Genomic DNA, 20,730 nt, shown 5'->3' on the forward strand with positions numbered 1-20,730 from the left:
AAGAGATTTACTTCCCCAGAAACGTCAGCAGGTCATTCGTAAAGCGATCGCTCTCGGTGATCGTCAGGCCGTGCGGCGCGCCGTCATATTCGACCAGCTGCGACCCCGAAATGCCCTTGGCCGCCTCGCGCCCGGTCGCATCGATCGGGACGGTCTGGTCGCTCGTGCCGTGGACGATCAGCGTCGGCACGCGGAACGCCGGCAAGTCGCCGCGGAAGTCGGTGTGGCCGAACGACCCCGCGCAGGCGAGGATCGGCTTGAGCCCGGCAAGGTTGGTCTGGCCCCACGCCCAGTCGACCGTCTCGCTGCTGACCGGCGACGAAATGAAGCCGACGCCGAGGAACTGCTTGAGAAAGGTCTGGAAGAAGCCGTAGCGATCCTTCTTGATCCCCTCGCCGATGCTCGCGAGCTGCTCCTCGGGAACGCCGTGGGGATTGTCGTCGGTCTTGAGCATATAGGGGACGACCGAAGCGATCAGCCCCGCCGCGACGACGCCCTTGCCCTCATGCCGGCTCATGTAGCGCGCGACCTCGCCGCCGCCCATCGAGAAGCCGACCAGCGTCGCATCCTCGGTCGCGCCGGTCTGCTCGAGCACTTCGGCGAGATCGTCGGTCAGCGTGTCGTAATCATAGCCGCTCCACGGCTGGCTCGAGCGACCAAAGCCGCGGCGGTCATAGGCGATCGCGCGGAAACCGGCGTCGGCGAGCGCCATTGCCTGCGCGTCCCAGCTGTCCGAGCTCAGCGGCCAGCCGTGGATGAGGACGACCGGACGACCGCTGCCCCAATCCTTGACATAGAGATCGGTGCCATCGCGGGTCTTGATGTACGGCATGGGGCTGCTCCTGCTGCTTTGGAAGTCGAGGCGTCAACGATGCCCGGCGCGCGGCGTTCCCGGGGGTGGCGCGATCCGCCGCAAGCTGCCAGCTTCGTGCGACGATCGAATCATAAGGATGCGTATGCGCAAGATTTTGCTGGCGGGGATTGCGGGGCTGTCGCTGATGTCGTGTTCGGCGCAATCGGCCGAGCCAAAGGGTACGATGGCGCCACTCGCCGCCTTGCCGACGACCGACTGGAAGAGCTTCCGCGACACTTTCATCGAGGATTGGTTCAAGATTTCGCCCGCCGACGCGGTCTATCAGGGGCGGCATGATTTCGACGGGGGCTTGGGCGACTGGACGCCGGGCGGGCTCAGGCGCCAGGGCGATTTCTTCCGCGAGGCGATCGCCAAGGCGAAGGGCTTCGACGCGACCAAGCTGACCAAGGACGAGGCGTTCGAGCGCGACTATCTCGTGGTGGTCGCCTCGGGCAAACTGTTCTGGCTCGAGGATGCCGATTTCCCGCACAAGAACCCCGCCTGGTATGTCAACGCCGGGCTCGATCCCAACGTCTATATCGCGCGCCATTACACCGATGCGCCCACCCGGATGCGCGCGATGGTCGGCTTCCTGCGCAAGATCCCCGACGCGACCGCGCAGATCAAGGCCAATCTCAAGACGCCGATGCCGCTGAGCTACGTCAATTATGGCGTCGCGGCGTTCAACGGTTTCGGCGACTATTACACCGGCGACGCGAAGAAGGCGTTTGCCGAGGTGAAGAGCCCGGCGCTGCAGGAGGAGTTCGACAAGGCCGCCGCCGCCGCCTCGAAGGCGATGCACGATCTCGGCGCCTGGGTCGAAAGCCAGCGTGGCAGCGCGACGCAAGATTTCGCGCTCGGGCCCGATCGTTTTGCGCGGATGCTCAAGCAGACCGAGGGCGTCGACGTGCCGCTCGCCACGCTCGAGGCGGCGGGCAAGGCGGATCTGGCACGCAACCAGAAGGCGCTCGCCGAGGCATGCGCGAGCTATGCCCCCGGCGCGGCGATCCCGGCGTGCATGGCGAAGATGAACGCCAACAAGCCCGCCAATAACGATCCCGTCGCCGAGGCGCGCAAACAGATCCCCGAACTGCGCGCGTTCGTCACCGCCAACCAGATCGTGACGATCCCCGACCAGGAGCAGGCTTTGGTCGAGGAGAGCCCGCCCTATAACCGGCAGAACAGCGCGTACATCGATCCGCCGGGGCCGTTCGAGAAGGGCATCCCCTCGGTCTACTACATCTCGCCGCCCGATCCGGCGTGGAGCAAGGCCGAGCAGGAGGGCTTCATCCCCGGCAAGATGGACCTGTTGTTCACCACGGTGCACGAAGTGATGCCCGGGCATTTCCTGCAGTTCCGCCACGCCAACGCCTCGCCGTCGATCTTCGGGCGGCTGTTCGTCGGCTATGCCTTTGCCGAAGGCTGGGCGCATTATGCCGAGGAAATGATGTGGGAGGCGGGGCTCCACAAGGGCGATGCCGAGACGCATATCGGGCAGCTGTCGAACGCGCTGTTGCGCAACTGTCGCTATCTCTCGGCGATCGGGATGCACACCGGCACGATGACGCAGGCCGACTCGCTCAAGATGTTCCAGGAGCAATGCTATCAGGACGCGGGCAACGCCAAGCAGCAGTCCGCACGCGGGACGTACGACCCGGCCTATCTCAACTATACGATGGGCAAGCTGATGATCCGCAAGCTCCGCGCCGACTGGACCGCGACGCATGGCGGCCGCGCGAGCTGGAAGGCGTTCCACGACCAGTTCCTGCGCTACGGCGGCCCGCCGATCCCGCTGGTGCGCCAGGCGATGCTCGGCGGCGACGGGAAGGCGGTGTTCTGAAGGTCTGCGTTCCCCGGCGAAGGCCGGGGCCCAGTCGCGATGGCCGGACTTGATGGTGCAGCGCCCGCCATTGCCACCTTCGCTAGTGGGCCCCGGCCTTCGCCGGGGTGCAGTCGGGCGAAAGCTCAGCGCGCCTGCTTGAGCGTTGGCACTTCATCCGCCACTTCCGCCGCCTGCGGATTGCGAATCGATGGCCGCAGCCGCGCGACGCTACATAGCCCGGCGACCGCAGCAAGCCCCACCGCGACGAGCGGCGGCACCGCCCCTTCGCCGACCCCGAGCGCGAGCAGTAAGGCGACCACCGTCGCACCCGTCGTCTGCCCGGCGAGCCGTACCGTCGAGACCAGCCCGCCGGCCGCCGCCGCGCGCTCGCGCGGCGCCGAGCCGACCACCAGCCGCGCATTGGGCGGGAGGAAGGTCCCGAACCCCGATCCGCACAGCGCCATCCGCCACGCCACATCGAAATAGCTCGGATGTGCCGGCAGACCCGCAAGCAGCAGCAGCGCGCAAATCGACACCGCCATCCCGATCCCGCCAAGGATTCCCGCCGGGATCCGATCCGAAAGGAAGCCCGACAAGGGCGCGACGACCATGTTGGTCAACGGCCAAGGCGCGATCGCCGCGCCGATCGCCGCCGCGCTGAAGCCAAGCGCATGCAAGCGGAACGGGGTCGAGATGAGCAAGGTCATCGATGCGGTGAACGCCAGGAACCCACCGATTGCCGACAGCGCTAGGACGGGCCGCGCGAGCAGGTCGATCGGCAGGATCGGGTCCGGCTCGCCCTTCTCGCGCCGCACGAACACATAGCCGATGCCGACTCCGAGCAGCACGATCGCGGCCGACACCACCGGGCTGTCGCCGTGCACCATCGTCTCGAGCCCGCCGATGATCAGCCCGAACATCGCGGCGCACATCACCGCACCGATCACGTCGAAGGTCGTGGCGCGCGGCCTGGGGGCGGGGATCGCGCTGCCGAGCGCGAGGCTGGCGAGCGCGAACGGGATCGCGCTGGCGAACACCCATGGCCAGGGTGCGATCGACAGGATCAGCCCGCCGATCGTCGGTGCGGCGGCGGCCGAACTCGTCACGACGACCGAATTGATCCCGAGCCCGCGGCCCAATTGCTTCGCCGGATAGATCTGCCGGATCAGCGCCGAGGCGACGCTCAGCACCCCTGCCGCGCCGATCGCCTGCACCGCGCGGACGATCAGCAGAAAGGGCAGGCTCTTGGCGAAGAAGCAGAGCAATGTCGCGACGGTGAAGATCAGCTGCCCACCTTGGTAGATCCGCTTGAGGCCGAACCGTTCACCGAGCCCCGCGAAGGGCAGCATCAGCATCACCAGCATGACCTGATAGATCGTGACGACCGACACCACCGCGCTTTGATCGACATGCAGATCGCGCGCGATCGTCGGCAGCGCGACATTGGCGACGCCGCCGTCGATGATCACCAGCGCCGAGCCGAACGACATTGCGGCGATCGCAAAATAGCGGCGGGGGAAGGGGAGGCCATCGGTCACAGCGCGCTGCCTAGCGATTCGAGCATCAGGAGCAAGCGCGGCATCGGGCCACGCGGGAGAAGGACGCGGATCGAACGGATACCGCGCGGCGCGGTTCCCTCAGGACGGGGACCAGCCCGGCGGCGCAAGCTCGAACCCGGCAAAATCGAACGCCGGTGTCACCACGCAACTCACCAGCGCCCAGCCGTCGTACGCTTCGGCGGACTGCCAGGCGTGCGCCGGAACGATCGCCTGTGGCGCGGTTCCCGAAAGCACATGCACAGCGTGATCGATCCGTAAGGTCAGCGGCGCGCCGGCGTGCCAAAACCACATTTCGGTGGCGTCGACGCGGTGCCAGTGCGAGCGCTGCCCCACTTCGAGCAGGAAGAGGATCGCGGTCGCCAGCCCGCGTCCGCCGCCGACTCGCGCAACGTCTCGCGATACCAGCCGCCCTCGGGGTGTGGGGCGAGATTGAGCTGGGCGATGAGCGGATGGGGCATACCGAGGCCTAGCGCGCCCGCGCCCGGCGGGAAACATTCGGTTTCGCGATCGTTACTTGTTGCAGCGCACCATTTTCGATACAGCGCTGTCCGAGATAGTGTCATAAGCGAGTCTGCCATGTCGAACGGCCCCGTTCCAACCGTGTTCGAAGCGATCGTCCGCAAACGCTGCCTGCGCGCGACCTACAATCGCACCGACATCACGCTCGCGCCGCACATTATCTACACGCGCCATGACGATCTGTTCGTCGATGGGGTCGTGCTCGAACGCGACGGCAAGCCGCCGAAGGAATTGAAGCTCGGCACGTTCAAGCTCGCCGGCCTCAACGGCGTCGGGTTGACCGAGCGCAATTTCGACGCGAACCCGCTGTTTGCGGCGAACGATCCCAAATATAGCGACGCCGCGCTGATGGCGGTCGAAGCCTAACGACCGCGCGCCGCCAGCGTGCGGCGCAGCACCCCGACCAGCGCCAGCGCAGCGATCGCGACCAGCGCGCCCGCGATCATGTCGGCGAGATAGTGCGTCCCCTCGATTGGGGTCGAGAGCAGCATCGCGGTGTTGAGCGCGAGGATCGTCCAGCGCAGCCGCGCGATCCCCCACCCCGCCGCGATATAAAGCACTGCGCTCACCGTATGGAAGCTCGGCGCCGACACCAGCCCGCGCAGCGTCCCGAGATCGACCACATGCACCGCATGGTCGCGCAACGCGGGTAACAGATCGGCTTCGTACAATCCGCTTTCGGGCAGATACGGCACCGGCCCATGCCACAGCGTCGCGAGCGGCCCGAGCGCGGGAATGAAGCGGAACGCGACGAGCGAGGTCACCGCCGCCAGCCAGAAGCTCGCCAGGAAGCTGCGCGCGTCGGAGCGGCGCTCGGCCCAGGCGTAATGTGCGAGGATCAGCGCGGGGGTGATGAAGATGCTTTGATACGCCGCGGTGCCGAGCAGTTGCAGCGAGCGGTGCGCGGCGACCCATTGATACCAAGACAGCCAGTCGAAATGCAGCGCCTGGTCGATCGCCTGCAGCGCGCCGTCGATGGATCCGCGCGTGCTCGCAGCGAGCGGATAGGTCGAGACCGCCCCGAGCAACCCGATGGCCATGAACAGGCCGACCGATTCGGCGAGGTCGCGCGCGACGCGCTGCGCCGGCGTCGCCGGATCGCGCGCCAGCAGGCGGATCGCCGCGAGCAGGGCGAAGGCGAGTGCGAACAGCCGCGTGCTCGAAGCGCGCGGATCGATCGCGATCCCGGCATCGTACAGCAATGCGGCAACGCAGGCGATGCTCATCGCCAGGCCCGTCAGCATCCAGCTTCCGGGGATGAGCCCGGTCTCGCGTCGCGGATCGAGCGCGATGGGCGCGGGTAGCGCAAAGCGGGAAGTGGTTGGAATTGACACGGGATACGCCTGATTGCGAAGACGATTTTCCCGATCGTCGCCTGATGGAGGGCCCTGGTGGACCGCTACCCGTCATGGCGTGAAGAGTTTGTGACGTCCAGATGACATTCGCCGCGTGTGCGGCAAATGCGCCAAGGGGAGCCGCGCGCGCCGCGACTCCCCCGGACCGATGCTCAGCGGCAGACCGTCACACGACGATGATAGCGCCATTCGGTGTGGCAACGACGATGGTTGTTCCAGCCATAGCCACGCCCGCGACCGTGATCGCGCCAGTTGCGGTCACCGCGGTCGCCACGATGATCATAGCCGCGGTCGCCGCGCTGATCGTATCCGCGGTCACCGCGATAGTCCTGCGCGGTCGCGGCGGTCGAAGAAACCCCGAGGCCGGCAATCATCAGCCCGGCGGCGATCAGATGTGTGAGTTTCATAAGACTGTCCTTTCGGCCCGGTGATCGGGCGAGACCTGATCATTACGCGCCACCGCAGCGATGGTTGCTGAACGCGTTGGTCGGCTTAGGTACAGCTTGGCGGCGGACTACAACAGAATGCCGAGCCGGGGCGCGAGCGCGAGCAACCCCCAATACAGCGCGATCGTCAGCGCGCAGCCGAGACCGAGCGCCGGCCAGAAGCCGACACCTGCGCGCAACAGCGCGGGGATCACCAGGAACATCGGCAGCGACGGCAGGATGAACCAGAAGGTAGCCCCGACATGCGCCGCCATGTTGGGCGCATCGGGCTTTTCGCCCCACAGCCAGATCATCCCGAGCACCGACACCAGCGGCAGCGACGCGATCAGCGCGCCGAAGCCGGGGTAGCGCTTGGCGAGCGTCGAGGCGATCGCGATGAGGATGCCCGAGATGAGGGCTTTGAGCGTGAGGAACAGCATAGCGGGCGGTATGCCCCGCGCGGGGTGATGGCACCAGAGGGGGAGGCTGGTAGTGATCGTGGCGTAGGGCCATCATGCGCTGGCGCAGTCATATATGGTGGTGATCGGGCCGTTTCATCGGGCGGTCGTGAAGGCGAGTCCGGAGCGGGCGGGTGCGGGGATGGCGGCGAGGCAGATAGGATGAGCTGATGGCGATCAAGCTGCATTCCCGTTTTGCGATCCATCCCGGGGCGTGGCTCCGCGTCGAGGTCATCGACCCGCATGACCTCTCGGTGACCGATGTCGCCGCCAAGCTACGCGTGACACCGCGGGCGATGAGCAATCTGCTTGGCGCCCGCGCCGGGCTGTCGGCCGAAATGGCGATCCGGTTCGAAAGGCGTTCGGGCTGAGCGCCGATACGCTGATGCGGATGTAGGCGGCGCATGATCTGGCGGTGGTGCGGGCGCGGGGTGGGGTGATTGATGTGGACGAGGTGGCGGTTTAAAGATTACATCGTCACCGGGACGCTGGCCGTCCAAATAGAGCTATATGAATCGAATTTGAGCTGACTAAGCTCTGCATCAGCTTGCTGTATAGTCGCTGGTGAGCGCGCCGCAAAATCTTTCAAAGATTGGGTGAGAATCCACGCCTGCCCGCTATCGATGAAAATTAGCCTATCGTGCAACGTTTTTGACGCAGCTAGCCGAGCCTGAGCAGGGCGCTGGGTGCCATACTGATCATTCCACCGCTTCAGCGCTGGCGCGAAGCTTGGCTTGACGGTCGCTTCGTCAGTCAAAAACGATAGTTGGATTTTTTCGGCAGCCAAAACCGCAAAGTCACTGAGCACGCGATCATCCATATATGGATCTACAATTAAAATAGACGACGTTGCAGATGATAAAATCTTGCTGACGGCAGCAAGCGCGTCGAAGCTATCTCCTGCTGTCACAAAGGCGCCTCTTGTCGAGGCGGGCGATAGTAGCTCCGCCCTGGCCAAAACTCGAGAAAGGACCATGCGTATCTGTGTAGGGTAAGGTGCACGACCTTTGAATTGTATCAAATTGTCTATAGCAGCCTGCAAATGCATGCTATCGAGGGAGACGCCTGGCATCGCCTCCACGAGCGCTGACGCCTTCGCTAGCCAATCGATTGTCGTCGTAGGAATTTGCATCGTTTCATCGACAGATCGTAGGTCAGGAACGATCGATAGAAGCGCTCCAAGTTGCCTATAAATACCACTTACTTCCATCGTTACATCTCCCCCCTGCAGCCAACCGAGGCGAGTCGCGTGACTGATCTGCCTATCTGAAACCATGATACAAAAAAAGTCAGGCTACCTTTAGGTCTACTGTCGGCAGAGCTGTTGTTTCAAGCGTAGATAGATCAAGCTTGATTGAAGCGTTGTCGATGTCAATCCCGATAAGATAGCCCTCCGTATCAAGATCTATATTGACCCCATCCGCTACCTCGCGCGTTTCCGCGCCCGGCGCATCGCGCAGTTCGATGTAGAGGCTGTCGGTCGCCGGATAATAATGCAGCTTCATCACTCAACCTCGCGATAGGTGCGGTCGAAGAAGGCGTTGTGGATGGTTTCGCCGTCTTCGAGCGTCACGATCCGCAGGATATAGGTTTTGCCGGTGTCGTCCACTATTCGCCGCTACAGCCGGATGCGGCCATCGGGCTGCACCTTGCGGTCGACCGGGTCGGCGAGGGTGTCCATAATCCACTCGCGACGCAGGTAGGGGCGCTTGCGGAGAACTTGCTCCTCGAAATAGCGCGCGGTCTTCATCGGCCGGCCCCCACGTCCCAACGTCGCGCGCCCGATCCGGAGGCCCCGGCCTTCGCCGGGGCGACGCGTGGGGCTAGATCCTACGCCTCGACCGTAACAAAGCTATCCATCACCCGTTTCCGCCCCGCGCTCTCGAAATCGATTTCGAGCTTGTTGCCCTCGATCTCGGCGATCGCGCCATAGCCGAACTTCTGGTGGAACACGCGCATCCCGACCGCCACGTCCGCGCGGCCCTTGTTGCCAAGACTCACCGCCGACGCTCGCGACTCCTGCACGCGGGACGGCTCGCGCGAGAAAGTTCGGCTCGTATAGCCGCCGCCGGGCTTCGCCACATCGACCCCCGCCGCGCGCTGCCAACCCGGGCCGCGGCCGGTCCCACGCGCGACGTCGGCGAAGGGGTCGGCGCGTTCGGACCAATTGGCGCGCCACAGGCTCTCGCCACCCGCCATGCTCGATTCCGCCTCGATATGCTCGGGCGGGAGTTCGCCGACGAAGCGGCTTGGGATGCTGCTCGTCCATTGGCCGTAGATGCGGCGGTTGGCGGCGTGGAGGATGATCGCGCGACGCCTGGCGCGGGTGATCGCGACATAGGCGAGCCGGCGTTCCTCCTCGAGGCTCTTGGTGCCACCCTCGTCGAGCGAGCGCTGCGAGGGGAACAAGCCTTCCTCCCAGCCGACCAGGAACACCGTGTCATATTCAAGGCCCTTGGCGGCGTGGATCGTCATGATCGTGACCTTGGGCTCCTCGGCGGCGGCCTCATTGTCCATCACCAGCGAGACATGCTCGAGGAAGGCGCCGAGCGTCTCATACTCCTCCATCGCGCGGACGAGTTCGGTGAGGTTTTCCAGACGCCCCGCGGCTTCGACCGATTTCTCGGCTTGGAGCGCGGCGGTATAGCCGCTCTCCTCGAGGATGATGCGGGCGAGCTCGCCGTGCGGCAGCTCGGTGACCTGCGCGCGCCACCGCGCCATGTCGATCACGAGATTGCCGAGCGATTTGCGCGCCGCGCCGCTCAGCTCGTCAGTGTCGAGCAACCGTGCCGCGGCGGTAACGAGCGGGGCGTTCTGCGCGCGCGCGAGCTGGTGGATCTTGGCGACCGCCTTGTCGCCGAGGCCGCGTTTCGGCACGTTGACGATGCGGTCGAAGGCGAGGTCGTCCGCCGGCTGCGCGACGACGCGCAGATAGGCGAGCGCGTCGCGGATTTCGGCGCGTTCGTAGAAACGGAAGCCCCCGACGATGCGGTAGTTGATGCCGGTCGCGATGAAGCGGTCCTCGAACTCGCGCGTCTGGTGCTGTGCGCGGACGAGGATGGCGATGTCGTCGAGCGACTTGCCGGCGCGCTGGCAGCTGTCGATTTCCTCGCCGACGCGGCGCGCTTCCTCGGGGCCGTCCCACACGCCGAGCACCTTGACCTTCTCGCCCGCGTCGAGCTCGGTCCAGAGCTGCTTGCCGAGGCGGCCGCTATTGTTGGCGATGACGCCCGAGGCGGCGCCGAGGATGTGCGGCGTGCTGCGGTAATTCTGCTCGAGCCGGATGATCTTCGCGCCCGGGAAATCCTTCTCGAACTTCAGGATGTTCTCCACCTGCGCGCCGCGCCACGAATAGATCGACTGGTCGTCGTCGCCGACACAGGCGATGTTCTTGCGCTCCTGCGCGAGCAGCCGGAGCCACAGATACTGGACGCTGTTGGTGTCCTGATACTCGTCGACCATGATGTATTTGAAGCGGCGCTGATAGTCGGCGAGCACATCGCGGTCGCGCTGCAGGATGACGAGCATGTGGAGCAGCAGGTCGCCGAAATCACAGGCGTTGAGCGCTACGAGGCGTGCCCGATAGGCGGCGTAGAGTTCCTGCCCGCGACCGTTGGCGTAGAGCTCGCTCTCGCCGGCATCGATCTGCGCGGGGACGAGGCCCTTGTTCTTCCACCCGTCGATCAGCCCGGCGAGCTGGCGCGCCGGCCAACGCTTCTCGTCGAGATCTGCGGCCTGGATGAGCTGCTTGAGCAGGCGGAGCTGATCGTCGGTGTCGAGGATCGTGAAATTGCTCTGCAGCCCGACCAGTTCGGCATGACGACGCAGCATCTTCGCGCCGATCGCGTGGAAGGTGCCGAGCCACGGCATCCCCTCGACCACGTCGCCGACCAGCATTCCGACGCGGTGCCGCATCTCGCGCGCCGCCTTGTTGGTGAAGGTGACGCTGAGAATCTCGCTCGGCCAGGCCTTGCGCGTATTGAGCAGATGCGCAAGCCGCGCAGTGAGCGCGGCAGTCTTGCCGGTGCCGGCGCCCGCAAGGACGAGGACAGGCCCCTCGGTCGTGAGCACCGCCTCGCGCTGGGGTTCATTGAGGCCGCGCAGATAGGGCGGATCCTGGGGCGAGGGGGCGGGGAGACTCATCGGTGAACAGGTAGGGAACGGCGGCCGCGCGGGCAAGCGCTTCGGTTACTCGACGGCGAGCGCCGGCATTGCGATCGGCTCGAGCGCCGGTGTCGCAACGCGCGTGTCGCGCGCCGCGACGAGCGTGCGCATTACCTCGAGATAGGCGCCCGCGGCTCGGTCGATCGTAAACGACGCCGCAGCCGCCCGCCGATCGGCGACGCGCTTGGGATCGTCGCACGCGATCGTCGCCATCGCCTGTCCGAGCGCAGCCGCGTCCCCGGTTTGCACGATGCTCCCGAAGGCACCCTGGCCGAGCAGGTCGCGCATGCTGACGCAGCAATCGGTCGCGACGATCGGCAGCCCGGCGGCGAGCGCTTCGATCAGCACCGCGGGGACGCCCTCATAGCTCGACGACAGCACGAACACGTCGGCCCGCGCCAGCCACGGTTCGAGCGGGTCGGTATGGCCGGGCAGGCGCACCGCCCGCGCGATGCCGAGCGCCGCCGCGCGCCGCTCGAGCCGCGTCCGCTCGGCGCCTTCGCCGAGGATCGTCAGCGTGTCGTCCGGGCCGGCGATGCGCGCGAAGGCATCGAGCAGCAGCGCGAAATTCTTCTGTGGCACCAGCCTGCCGACCGCGAGATAGGCGCGGCCGGGGTGATCGCGCCGCGCGCTGTCGCGCGCGGCGGCAAGCCGCGCGAGATCGTCGGTGGACAGCGCCGGATCGGCGATGACGCTGATCCGGTCGAGCGGGACGCGCATCTGCAGGGAGATCTCGGCGCGCATCGCCGGCGCCATCGCGACGAAATGATCGATATGGCGGCCCTGCAGCCACAGCCAGCGGCGATAGAGCAGCCGCAGCGGTGGCGCCATGTCGGGTCTCAGCAGGCAGTTGCTGATCTTGGCGATGAGCGGCGGGCAGCGCCGCCCGAGCATCAGCCGCAGCACGACTGCGAGCGCGGTATAGGTGTTGCCCGCGCAGAACAGCACGTCGGGGCGCTGCGCGACGATCAGCGCGGGGACCCCGCGCGCGAGCGCGAAGAACCCGGCGGCGCGCCCACGCGCCGCGCTTGGCCCGATCTGGCGGACCTGCAGCAAGGGCTGGGGTGGGGCAACCCGCGCATCGGCGAGCACGATCTGCGCATCGGCGCCAAGCGCCGCCCAGGCAAGGTGCAGCCGTGCCGCGACGCGTTCAACCCCGCCGGGCGCAAAGCTGTAGAGACAAGTCAGGATCCGCAGGCGCGGCGGAGCAGGCGAGACCAAGACGGGATGGGCGACGACGACGGGCGACGATGGTGGAGCGATATCGCCCTGCGCCTCAGCAATCAAAGCCTTGCCCACCCACGTCTCTCCTGCGCTCCCCCCGGTGGCGTGGTTCCGCTGTAGAGGCGCTCGCGGTCGCACGCAAATCGGTTCGTGCGCGCTGTGTCTTGCATTTCCAAGGGTCGATACGCCGCCGCGATGATCGCCCAGATCGAGAGTCCCGACCGAGCCCAGCGCTCAATTGGCAATGATCGTGGCGACGCGGCTCGCGACGTCGCGCTTGAATTGCGACGCTTTCTTTGACAATGGCGTTCGCGACAGCGGCGCGCTATCGGCTCGCGCAAGAATCGTCATGTCATCATACCGTAACAGAACCCAGCGAAGGCCCTAAACGGCATGGCTACCACCTTAAACGCGTCCCCCGACTCGGCGACGGACGCATCGCATGGGCCACGGCTCGATCATAAACTGCATCCTGCGGGGAGCTGGCTGTTCTTCGGGGTGCTCATCGCCGGGCTGGCCTATGCCGGCTACAGCATCTTCACCGATACCGCGAACGTCGGCGAGGGACTTGCGCTCGGCACGTTTGCGTTTCTTGCGCTTGCCTTGTTGATCGCGCTCGGCTTCGAATTCGTCAACGGCTTCCACGATACCGCCAACGCGGTCGCGACCGTCATCTACACGCATTCGCTCCCCGCCCCGGTCGCGGTGATCTGGTCGGGGTGCTGCAATCTGCTCGGTGTGCTGCTGTCGAGCGGCGCGGTCGCCTATACGATCGTTACGCTGCTGCCGGTCGATCTGATCCTGCACGTCGGCAGCAATGCCGGCTTCGCGATGATCTTCGCGTTGCTGTTCGCAGCGGTGCTGTGGAACCTCGGCACCTGGTATGTCGGGCTGCCCAATTCGTCGAGCCACGCGCTGATCGGCTCGGTGCTCGGCGTCGGTTTCGCCAACCAGCTGATCGCCTCGGGAACTGACGGCACTTCGGGGGTCGATTGGTCGCAGGCGTTGAACGTGTTCAAGGGGCTGTTCTTCAGCCCGCTGATGGGGTTTTTCGGTGCGCTCGCTTTGCTTTGGCTGATGAAGCGCGTGATCAAGAACCCCAAGCTCTATTCCGAGCCCGAGGGCGAGACGCCGCCGCCGCCGGGGATCCGCGCGCTGCTGATCGGGACCTGCACCGCGGTGAGCTTCTTCCACGGCAGCAATGACGGACAGAAGGGCATGGGCCTCATCATGCTGATCCTGATCGGCTGCGCCCCGACTGCCTATGCGCTCAACCGAACGATGCCCGAGAGCGCGATGCCCGCTTTCGTCCAGACCGCCAACCAGGCGGCGGGCGCGTTCCGCGCGCATGCGGCAGGGTCGACCGGCGGCTCGGTCGAGGATGCGCGGACGACGCTGACCAAGGCGCTGCGCGCGCGCGAAGTCGCCTCGCCGCAGGTGTTCGGCGCGATCGACACGCTGTCACGCGACGTCAGCCAGCGGATCCAGGGCTATGGAACGCTGCAGAAGGTACCGGCGGCCGCCACGCCGAACCTGCGCAACGACATGTATCTCGCGCTCGACACGATCAAGCTTGCGGTCAAGGACAAGGATAAGGCGGCAAAGACCTTCCAGCCGGCCGAGCTCAAGGCGATCAACAGCTATGCGACCAATCTGGAGCATGGCACGCGCTATATTCCGTATTGGGTGAAGATCATCGTCGCGATCGCTTTGGGGCTCGGCACGATGATCGGCTGGAAGCGGATCGTCGTCACCGTCGGCGAGCGGATCGGCAAGACGCATCTGACCTACGGCATGGGCGCGGCGGCGGAGATCGTGGCGGCGGCGACGATCGCCGGGGCCGACTATATCGCGGTGCCGGTGTCGACGACGCACATCCTGACGAGCGGCGTCGCGGGCGCTTCGGTGGCGAATGGCGCGGGGCTGCAGATCTCGACGATCCGCAACATGGCGCTGGCCTGGGTGCTGACGCTGCCCGCGGCGATGGCGCTGTCGGGCGGGCTGTACTGGCTGATGCTGACGCTGTTCGGGCTGTCGCACCACGTTTGATTGGGGGGGCTGCGCTATAGCGGGAAGCCGCTACTTCGTCCGAAGTTCGCCGCCCAATCTCTAACCGTAATCCCCGCGAAAGCGGGGATCCCGCTTCTTCTTCTCGCGCGGGGCCAGACAGCGGGGTCCCCGCTTTCGCGGGGATGACGGGCGTGCGTGAAGGGCGTTAGGCCCGCCGCAGCAGCGTGATCCGCGCCTTGCCGTGGACGCGCGACACATCCTCGACGAACCCCGCCACCTCGACCAGCTCGGGCTTGGCGGTCTCGATGCTGATCCACGTCGCCTCGCCGATCCACCCCAGCCGATTGAGCTTGTCGAGCGCGACCGCGCCGGCGCCGCTGTCATAGGGCGGGTCCATCACGATCAGGTCGAGCGGCTTGGCGGCATGCCCCAGCGCCAGCACCGATTGCGCGCGGACATCGGCGCCGATCTCCTTCGCGCCGCCCAATTTGGTCAGATTGACGCGCAGCGCGTCGAGCGCCGGCTTGTCCTGCTCGACGAAGATGCACGACGCGGCGCCGCGCGACAGCGCCTCGATCCCGAGCGCGCCCGACCCTGCGAAGAAATCGGCGACCGCCAATTCCTCGAAGCTCCCGACCCGGCTCGCGAGCATCGAGAACAATGCTTCGCGCACCCGGTCGGCAGTCGGGCGAGTCGCTTCGCCCTTGGGCGCGACCAACGGGCGGCCGCGCCATTTTCCGGCAATGATGCGCATCTTACTTCCTGGTCCGGCTCTTGTGGATCTTCACGCGCGCCGGCTTGGACGGCGCCGCACGCGCCTTGCCCGCAGTGCGCGGCGTCGATTTCGCCGGTGCGCGCTCGGCGGTTTCGGTCGGCGTCGCGGTGCGGCCCGGTTTGGCGCGGACGTTGCGACCGAGCTCGGGGCTGAACACCTTGGGCCGCTGGCCCGGTGCGATCGCGCGCGGCGCGGGCGCTTCGGTGCTGGCCTTGGGCTTGGCGTCGTAGAAACGCTTCACCTTGGTCGCCTTGGTCAGCACGACCGGATCGCGGCCGGGCTGCGCCTGGCGCGTCGGCTCGGCAAAGGCCGCCTTGTCGGCGCGGTTCGCCGAGGTCTTGGTGATCCGGCGCGCGGGCTGTGGCTTGGGCGTCGGGGCCTTCGGGGCGGACGGGATCTGCTGCGGCCCGCGCCGCTCTGTGCGCGGCTTCTCGACCAGCTTGGGGGCCTCGCCGCCGCCCTTGCGCGTCGGATCCTTGCGGAAGCTGACGACGTCGTGCTGCTTGACCTCGCCGATCTCGCCGACCGCGAGATCGCCGAGCAGGAACGGGCCGTAGCGCGTGCGGATCAGCCGCGAGACCTTGAGCCCGAGGTATTCGAGTACACGGCGCACTTCGCGGTTCTTGCCCTCGGTCAGGATCATTTCGATCCAGACGTTGGCGCCGGTGCGGCGCTCGAGATTGGCATTGATCGAGCCGTAGCGCACGCCCTCGATCTCGACCCCGTGGATCAGCTCCTCGAGCTGTTCCTGCGTGATCGGGCCATAGGCGCGCGCGCGATAGGCGCGCTCCACGCCCGTCGCGGGAAGCTCGAGCTGGCGCTTCAATTCGCCGTCGGTGGTCATGAGGAGCAAGCCCTCGGTGTTGAGATCGAGCCGGCCGACGGGCACGAGCCGCGGCAGATCATCGGGCAATTGGTCGTAGATCGTCTTGCGCCCGGCGGGGTCGCGCTCGGTGACGAGCAGGCCGGGCGGCTTGTGATAGAGGAACAGCCGCGCGGCGGCGGGAGCGGCGACGGGTTCGCCGTCGACCGTCACGCCGGTGAGCGAGGTCAGGATCGTCGCGGGCGTATCGAGCACGACGCCGTCGAGCGCGACGCGGCCCTCGGCGATCATGCGCTCGACTTCACGTCGCGAGGCGACGCCGGCGCGCGCGAGCAGCTTGGCGATCCTCTGGTCGTCTTTGGGTCGCGTCGAAGGTCGCGGGGGCTCGTTCGAGCGGTCTTTTGGGGCAGGGGGCTTGGACACGCGGCCCTGATACCCAATTTCCGCCGTGTTGTGCGGAGAAAATAAAAAGTGCCGCTTCTCGTAGCCGCGCGTTAAGGCGCGAGTGCGTAACGAGGGCGGTGCGCGCGCTGCCATTCTGGCAGACACAGACAAAGACAGGTATTTCCTGCGATGCTTTTCGCGAAGAAGAAGCGGCGGATTTCCAACCTCTTGCTCGTCGAGGACGAGCCGCTGGTGGCGTTCGACACCGAGCATTTCCTGCGCGATGCCGAATATGCGGTGGTCGCGACGGTCGATCGCGTCGCCGACGCGCTGACCGTGATCGGCAGCGACCACGAGATCGACCTTGTGCTGGTCGACATCAGCCTCGCGGACGGCAGCGGGCTCGATGTCGCGCGTGCCGCACACGGGGCGGGCGTGCCGGTCCTGTTTGTGACCGGATCGTGCCCCGAGGGCGGGCGCCAAGTCGCGGCGGGGTGCCTCGCCAAGCCCTATGCGCAGCGCGACTTGCTCGCCGCCATCTCCGCGATCGAGGCGGTGCTCGAGGGCAAGAAGCCGAAGCGTTTGCCGAGCGGTTTCAGCCTGTTCCTCGGCACCGAGTGATCGCGTCGCGCTGCCCGGGCACTGCATTTGCGCCGCGACGACGGTCGTCGCGCTTCCCCTCGCGCGATTACACGCTAGTCTGTTCCGGCGTGGCGGTGCCACGGCGCGAAGGGGATAGAGTGACCGATACGACACGCCACGAGACCGTGGCACCACCGATCAAGCCCAAGGGCTGGCGGCTGCTCAAGATCGCATTGCAGACGCGCAAAGCGGCATCGATGCTGGCCTTCGCCTTCTCGTCTGGCCTGCCGTTCGCGCTGCTGATCGGCACGCTGACGGCGTGGCTCGGCGAGGTGAAGGTCAATCTCGCGACGATCGGCGTGCTGTCCTGGGTCGGCCTGACCTACGCCTTCAAATTTCTGTGGTCACCGCTGGTCGACCGCACGCGGCCGCCGCTGCTCGGGCGGATCGGGCGGCGCAAGAGCTGGATCGTGCTGTGCCAGGGATTGATCATCCTCGGGCTGGTCGGGCTGGTGCTGACCGATCCGACCGTCCATATCGCGCGCTTCGCGTTGTTCGCGTTCGTCGCCTCGATCGGATCGGCGACGCAGGACGTGGCGATCGACGCGTGGCGGATCGACGTCGCCGACGAGCGCACCCCGGTCGAACTGCTCTCGGCGATCTATCAATTGGGCTATCGCACCGCGAGCATCGTCGGCGGCGCGTTCGCTTTGTTTCTGGCGGCGCGAATGTCGTGGCCGGCGGTCTATCTGCTGATGGCCGGCTTGGTCGGCGTGCTGCTGCTCGTAACGCTCGCCGCGCCCGATACCGAACGCGCGCCCGACAGCGCTGCCGATCTGCTCGACCAACCCGGCGAGATCGCGCCGCGCACGCGCGCGATCGCGCTGATCGTGGTGGGATCGAGCTGGATCTGGGCGATCGTGTCGATCGCACGCTTCATGACGAGCATGCTGGTCGATCTGCCACCGGGCGCCAAGCGGCCCTCGGCGGGCGATTTCCTGAAATATCATGGCCCGTTGATCGTGCTGGCGACGGTGATCGTCCCGCTGATCGTCGCGGCGGTGCTCAACTGGCTGAAGACGCGCGGGCGGCATGTCCAGACGCAGGTCGATCCGCGCACGTCGCCGATCCGGACGACCGCCAACCACTTGTACCGTGCGCTGATCGCCCCGCTCGCCGATCTGACCGAGCGGATGGGGTGGGGCGTGCTGGTGGTGATCGGGCTGATCCTCACCTACGCCTTGTGCTACAATGTCTGGGCGTCGTTCGCTTACCCCTTCTACCTCGACTACATGCATTACACGAAGGACGAGGTGGCGTTCGCGTCGAAGATCTTCGGCATCGTCATGTCGATCGCCGGGGTCAGCATCGGCGGCTATCTGTTCCTGCGGATCGGGCGCTTTCCGACGGTGCTGATCGGCGCGGTGCTGCCGATCTTCGGCAACTTCCTGTATGCCGACCTCGCCGACGGCGCGCCGTATATCGACCTGGTGCTGCACACGCTGCGGCTCGATCTGCTGGCGCAGACGCTCGGCGGCGATGTGCGGATGGCGCGGCTGTTGCTGACGATCGCGTATGAGAACGTCTCGACCGGGATCGCCGGGGCGGCGTTCGTCGCCTATGTCTCGGGGATCGTCAGCAAGAAATATTCGGCGGTGCAATATGCCTTGCTGTCGTCGCTCACCTTCCTGATCGGATCGCTCGGTAAGGGTTTCGCCGGCGAGCTGATCGACCAGATCGGCTACGCCGCGGTGTTTCGAGAGGTCGCCGCCCTGGGGGGGCTCGCGATCGCCTTCGTGCTGCTCGAATGGTGGCGTTCGGCGCGGATGGCGCCGGCGCGGGAGCCGGGGGGCACCGGCGAGCGCGCCTGATCTGACGGGTTGCGACCGGCTCGCTACGCCGTCACCGGCCGCCCGGCATCGGCGAAGGCTTGCGTCAGCGCGGTGATGCTCGCGAGCACGCCGTCGGGGCGGCGCACCCCGATCAGGTCGCCGAGCAGCAGCCGTGCCGCCTCGGGCGCGGTCTCGGCGCGAGCGACGATCGTCAGCACCGTCGCTTCCGCGCCCGTCATTCGCATGCAGCAGCACGGTGCGATCGCGATCGGGCAGGTGGCGCTGCGCGCGAGATCGGCCATCATCGTGCGCAGCAGCAAGAGCGGTCGGCAGAAGCTCTCGCCAAATGCCTCGAGCATCACCTGCGCGGCATGCGCATCGTTGAGCCCGTGCGCGCCGAGCCGGCGGAAGGCGAACAACAGCAGCCGCGCATTGGGATCGTGCGGCATGGCATAGGGAAGCGTGGCGGCGAGCGCCGAGGGGCGCTGCGCGGGGGTCGGCGAGGGGGCGGGACTGAGACTCATGCGGGATGCTCCGTTGCTGCGAGCATCCTCGGGTATCCGCTATTGCAAGTCAATCGCAATAAAACTGGGCCGTTCGGGGCGTCAGTCGGGCGGTTCGTGATTGGCCGAAAGCACCGCGCCCGCGAGGTAGAGCGAGCCGAGGACCAGGACGATCGGCGGCTCGGCCGGATCGGCGATCGTCGTGATATCGCGCAGCGCGCCGGGGACATCCGCGCTGGTATGCGCGGCAATCCCGAGGTCGTGGGCGACCCTGGCGAGGGCGGCAGGGGCATGGTGCGCGTGGTCCGGAACGGGGACGGCATGAAGCGTCGTCGCCAGTTCCGCGAACGGCGCGAGCAATCCGACCGGATCCTTGTTCGCGAGCATGCCGAGCACGAGGTGCACTTCGCTGCGGCCGATGCCGGGACGCGCAATCGCATCGAGCGCGGCGGCGATCGCTCGCGCCGCAGCTGGGTTGTGCCCGCCGTCGAGCCAGAGCTGGCTGCCGACCGGAAGCAGATCGAGCAACGGACCGGGGTGCAGGCGCTGCATCCGGGCGGGCCAGTGCGTCGTCTCGGCGGCGATGCGATAGGCGTCGGGCGGTATCCGCAATGCGTTCTGATGGCGGAGCAGCGCGATCGCCAGCGCGAAATTCTCGGGCTGGTGCGGACCGGCCATACGCGGCAGCGGGGTTTCGATCGTGCCGTTTTCGTCGGTGTAGATAAGCCGGTCGGATGCGACGGCGAAGCGCCAGTCGCCGCCAGAGGGCCGCGGCTCGGTCCCGGCCGCGCGCGCTACCATGGCGACGCGCGCCGCGATCGGCTCGGAATAGGCCATCGTGAGGAGTGGCACGCCGGGCTTGGCGATCCCGGCTTTCTCGCCCGCAATCTGCTCGAGCGTGTCGCCGAGGAAGCTCTGATGATCAATCCCGAGTTGCGCGATCCCGGTGACGATCGGGTTCGGCAGCACGTTGGTCGCGTCGAGCCGGCCGCCGAGACCGACTTCGATGATGCAGACATCCGCCGGGGTGCGGGAGAAAGCAAGGAAGGCGGCGGCGGTGGTGACCTCGAAGAAGCTCGCGGTGAGATCGGCAGCGTGGTCGAGCACTTCCTCGAGCAATGCCGCGAGCGCGGCGTCGGTGATCAGGCTCCCGGCGATGCGGATGCGCTCGTTGAAGCGGACGAGGTGCGGGCTGGTATAGACGTGCGCGGTCAGCCCCGACGCCTCGATCGCCGAGCGCAGGAACGCGCAGGTCGAGCCCTTGCCGTTGGTGCCGGCGACATGGATCACCGGGGGCAGGTGGTGGTGCGGATTGCCGAGCCGGTCGAGCAGCGCGGTGATGCGTTCGAGGCCGAGGATGTCGGCGCCGGGGGAGAGCGACCAGAGGCGGTCGAGCTGGGCCTGGACGGCGGGGTCGGTGGAGATTGCGCTATCCATTTTTG

Annotated in this window: 20 protein-coding genes and 1 pseudogene; 6 read left to right on the forward strand and 15 right to left on the reverse strand. The window is 66.6% G+C overall.

Going from position 1 to position 20,730, the window contains the following annotated elements; genetic code table 11:
- Positions 1–7: 7 nt before the first annotated feature.
- Positions 8–832, reverse strand: coding sequence for an alpha/beta fold hydrolase (locus tag RH90_RS11485; RefSeq protein ID WP_010185809.1), 825 nt, complete (start codon positions 830–832; stop codon positions 8–10).
- Between the two features lie 124 nt (positions 833–956).
- Here RH90_RS11485 and RH90_RS11490 point away from each other — a divergent pair, with 124 nt between their 5' ends.
- The gene (locus RH90_RS11490) at positions 957–2,693 is read left to right on the forward strand and encodes a DUF885 domain-containing protein (RefSeq protein ID WP_010185810.1); all 1,737 of its coding nucleotides are present in this window, start codon (positions 957–959) and stop codon (positions 2,691–2,693) included.
- Positions 2,694–2,818: 125 nt separating this feature from the next.
- Here the strand turns inward: RH90_RS11490 and RH90_RS11495 are convergent, their stop codons facing one another.
- Complete coding sequence (locus RH90_RS11495) at positions 2,819–4,213, reverse strand: MFS transporter (protein WP_010185812.1); 1,395 nt, start codon at positions 4,211–4,213, stop codon at positions 2,819–2,821.
- Positions 4,214–4,312: 99 nt separating this feature from the next.
- A pseudogene (locus RH90_RS11500) lies at positions 4,313–4,692 on the reverse strand (cupin domain-containing protein).
- Positions 4,693–4,810: 118 nt separating this feature from the next.
- Here RH90_RS11500 and RH90_RS11505 point away from each other — a divergent pair.
- Positions 4,811–5,119, forward strand: a complete 309-nt coding sequence (locus RH90_RS11505; protein WP_010185815.1) for a hypothetical protein — start codon at positions 4,811–4,813, stop codon at positions 5,117–5,119.
- Here the strand turns inward: RH90_RS11505 and RH90_RS11510 are convergent.
- From RH90_RS11510 to RH90_RS11520, 3 genes are all read right to left on the reverse strand, one after another.
- Positions 5,116–6,087 carry a phosphatase PAP2 family protein gene (locus RH90_RS11510; protein ID WP_029625252.1) on the reverse strand — a complete coding sequence of 324 codons (972 nt, stop codon included), beginning with the start codon at positions 6,085–6,087 and terminating at the stop codon, positions 5,116–5,118. The genes RH90_RS11505 and RH90_RS11510 overlap by 4 nt on opposite strands.
- Before the next feature lie 173 nt (positions 6,088–6,260).
- Positions 6,261–6,515: a hypothetical protein gene (locus RH90_RS11515; protein ID WP_010185817.1), complete on the reverse strand. Its 255-nt coding sequence runs from the start codon at positions 6,513–6,515 to the stop codon at positions 6,261–6,263.
- Positions 6,516–6,622: 107 nt separating this feature from the next.
- Complete coding sequence (locus tag RH90_RS11520; RefSeq protein ID WP_010185818.1) at positions 6,623–6,973, reverse strand: DUF3147 family protein; 351 nt, start codon at positions 6,971–6,973, stop codon at positions 6,623–6,625.
- A 188-nt stretch (positions 6,974–7,161) separates the two neighbouring features.
- Between RH90_RS11520 and RH90_RS11525 the strand changes: the two genes are divergently transcribed.
- On the forward strand, positions 7,162–7,362 hold the full coding sequence (locus RH90_RS11525) for a helix-turn-helix transcriptional regulator (RefSeq protein ID WP_010185819.1): 201 nt from the start codon (positions 7,162–7,164) through the stop codon (positions 7,360–7,362).
- Positions 7,363–7,460: 98 nt separating this feature from the next.
- Here the strand turns inward: RH90_RS11525 and RH90_RS23445 are convergent, their stop codons facing one another.
- From RH90_RS23445 to RH90_RS11550, 5 genes are all read right to left on the reverse strand, one after another.
- Entirely contained in the window at positions 7,461–8,201 is a 741-nt protein-coding gene (locus tag RH90_RS23445) for a phosphatidylserine/phosphatidylglycerophosphate/cardiolipin synthase family protein (RefSeq protein ID WP_157134577.1), read from the reverse strand.
- 79 nt (positions 8,202–8,280) lie between these two features.
- Entirely contained in the window at positions 8,281–8,496 is a 216-nt protein-coding gene (locus tag RH90_RS11535; RefSeq protein ID WP_010185821.1) for a DUF2283 domain-containing protein, read from the reverse strand.
- A 113-nt stretch (positions 8,497–8,609) separates the two neighbouring features.
- Positions 8,610–8,741, reverse strand: a complete 132-nt coding sequence (locus tag RH90_RS24615) for a hypothetical protein (protein ID WP_010185823.1) — start codon at positions 8,739–8,741, stop codon at positions 8,610–8,612.
- An 80-nt stretch (positions 8,742–8,821) separates the two neighbouring features.
- On the reverse strand, positions 8,822–11,134 hold the full coding sequence (locus tag RH90_RS11545) for an ATP-dependent helicase (RefSeq protein WP_010185824.1): 2,313 nt from the start codon (positions 11,132–11,134) through the stop codon (positions 8,822–8,824).
- 45 nt (positions 11,135–11,179) lie between these two features.
- The gene (locus tag RH90_RS11550; protein WP_010185826.1) at positions 11,180–12,454 is read right to left on the reverse strand and encodes a glycosyltransferase; all 1,275 of its coding nucleotides are present in this window, start codon (positions 12,452–12,454) and stop codon (positions 11,180–11,182) included.
- Positions 12,455–12,772: 318 nt separating this feature from the next.
- On the opposite strand from RH90_RS11550, the gene RH90_RS11555 reads away from it, so the two are divergent.
- Complete coding sequence (locus tag RH90_RS11555) at positions 12,773–14,428, forward strand: inorganic phosphate transporter (protein WP_010185827.1); 1,656 nt, start codon at positions 12,773–12,775, stop codon at positions 14,426–14,428.
- A 166-nt stretch (positions 14,429–14,594) separates the two neighbouring features.
- Here the strand turns inward: RH90_RS11555 and rsmD are convergent, their stop codons facing one another.
- Positions 14,595–15,143, reverse strand: a complete 549-nt coding sequence (rsmD, locus tag RH90_RS11560; protein ID WP_010185828.1) for a 16S rRNA (guanine(966)-N(2))-methyltransferase RsmD — start codon at positions 15,141–15,143, stop codon at positions 14,595–14,597.
- Between the two features lies 1 nt (position 15,144).
- Positions 15,145–16,278, reverse strand: coding sequence for a pseudouridine synthase (locus tag RH90_RS11565; protein WP_010185829.1), 1,134 nt, complete (start codon positions 16,276–16,278; stop codon positions 15,145–15,147).
- A 282-nt stretch (positions 16,279–16,560) separates the two neighbouring features.
- Here RH90_RS11565 and RH90_RS11570 point away from each other — a divergent pair, with 282 nt between their 5' ends.
- A complete protein-coding gene (locus RH90_RS11570) occupies positions 16,561–16,992 on the forward strand; it encodes a response regulator (protein WP_010185830.1) in 432 nt (143 codons plus the stop codon).
- Positions 16,993–17,111: 119 nt separating this feature from the next.
- Positions 17,112–18,824, forward strand: coding sequence for an AmpG family muropeptide MFS transporter (locus RH90_RS11575; RefSeq protein ID WP_010185831.1), 1,713 nt, complete (start codon positions 17,112–17,114; stop codon positions 18,822–18,824).
- Positions 18,825–18,847: 23 nt separating this feature from the next.
- Here the strand turns inward: RH90_RS11575 and RH90_RS11580 are convergent, their stop codons facing one another.
- A complete protein-coding gene (locus tag RH90_RS11580; RefSeq protein ID WP_010185832.1) occupies positions 18,848–19,309 on the reverse strand; it encodes a DUF6628 family protein in 462 nt (153 codons plus the stop codon).
- Positions 19,310–19,390: 81 nt separating this feature from the next.
- Complete coding sequence (locus RH90_RS11585; RefSeq protein ID WP_029625254.1) at positions 19,391–20,725, reverse strand: bifunctional folylpolyglutamate synthase/dihydrofolate synthase; 1,335 nt, start codon at positions 20,723–20,725, stop codon at positions 19,391–19,393.
- Positions 20,726–20,730 lie beyond the last annotated feature (5 nt).

Source organism: Sphingomonas sp. PAMC 26605 (assembly GCF_000241485.1).
In the GTDB taxonomy this organism is placed as follows: Bacteria; Pseudomonadota; Alphaproteobacteria; order Sphingomonadales; family Sphingomonadaceae; genus Sphingomonas.

Coding starts and splice junctions, on each gene's coding strand:
- RH90_RS11565 (WP_010185829.1), bottom strand. CDS start 16,278: ATGATCGCCGAGGGCCGCGTCGCGCTCGACGGCGTCGTGCTCGATACG.
- RH90_RS11515 (WP_010185817.1), bottom strand. CDS start 6,515: ATGAAACTCACACATCTGATCGCCGCCGGGCTGATGATTGCCGGCCTC.
- RH90_RS11555 (WP_010185827.1), top strand. CDS start 12,773: ATGGCTACCACCTTAAACGCGTCCCCCGACTCGGCGACGGACGCATCG.
- RH90_RS11490 (WP_010185810.1), top strand. CDS start 957: ATGCGCAAGATTTTGCTGGCGGGGATTGCGGGGCTGTCGCTGATGTCG.
- RH90_RS11545 (WP_010185824.1), bottom strand. CDS start 11,134: ATGAGTCTCCCCGCCCCCTCGCCCCAGGATCCGCCCTATCTGCGCGGC.
- RH90_RS11525 (WP_010185819.1), top strand. CDS start 7,162: ATGGCGATCAAGCTGCATTCCCGTTTTGCGATCCATCCCGGGGCGTGG.
- RH90_RS11505 (WP_010185815.1), top strand. CDS start 4,811: ATGTCGAACGGCCCCGTTCCAACCGTGTTCGAAGCGATCGTCCGCAAA.
- RH90_RS24615 (WP_010185823.1), bottom strand. CDS start 8,741: ATGAAGACCGCGCGCTATTTCGAGGAGCAAGTTCTCCGCAAGCGCCCC.
- RH90_RS11520 (WP_010185818.1), bottom strand. CDS start 6,973: ATGCTGTTCCTCACGCTCAAAGCCCTCATCTCGGGCATCCTCATCGCG.
- RH90_RS11570 (WP_010185830.1), top strand. CDS start 16,561: ATGCTTTTCGCGAAGAAGAAGCGGCGGATTTCCAACCTCTTGCTCGTC.
- RH90_RS11580 (WP_010185832.1), bottom strand. CDS start 19,309: ATGAGTCTCAGTCCCGCCCCCTCGCCGACCCCCGCGCAGCGCCCCTCG.
- RH90_RS11585 (WP_029625254.1), bottom strand. CDS start 20,725: ATGGATAGCGCAATCTCCACCGACCCCGCCGTCCAGGCCCAGCTCGAC.
- RH90_RS23445 (WP_157134577.1), bottom strand. CDS start 8,201: ATGGAAGTAAGTGGTATTTATAGGCAACTTGGAGCGCTTCTATCGATC.
- rsmD (WP_010185828.1), bottom strand. CDS start 15,143: ATGCGCATCATTGCCGGAAAATGGCGCGGCCGCCCGTTGGTCGCGCCC.
- RH90_RS11535 (WP_010185821.1), bottom strand. CDS start 8,496: ATGAAGCTGCATTATTATCCGGCGACCGACAGCCTCTACATCGAACTG.
- RH90_RS11485 (WP_010185809.1), bottom strand. CDS start 832: ATGCCGTACATCAAGACCCGCGATGGCACCGATCTCTATGTCAAGGAT.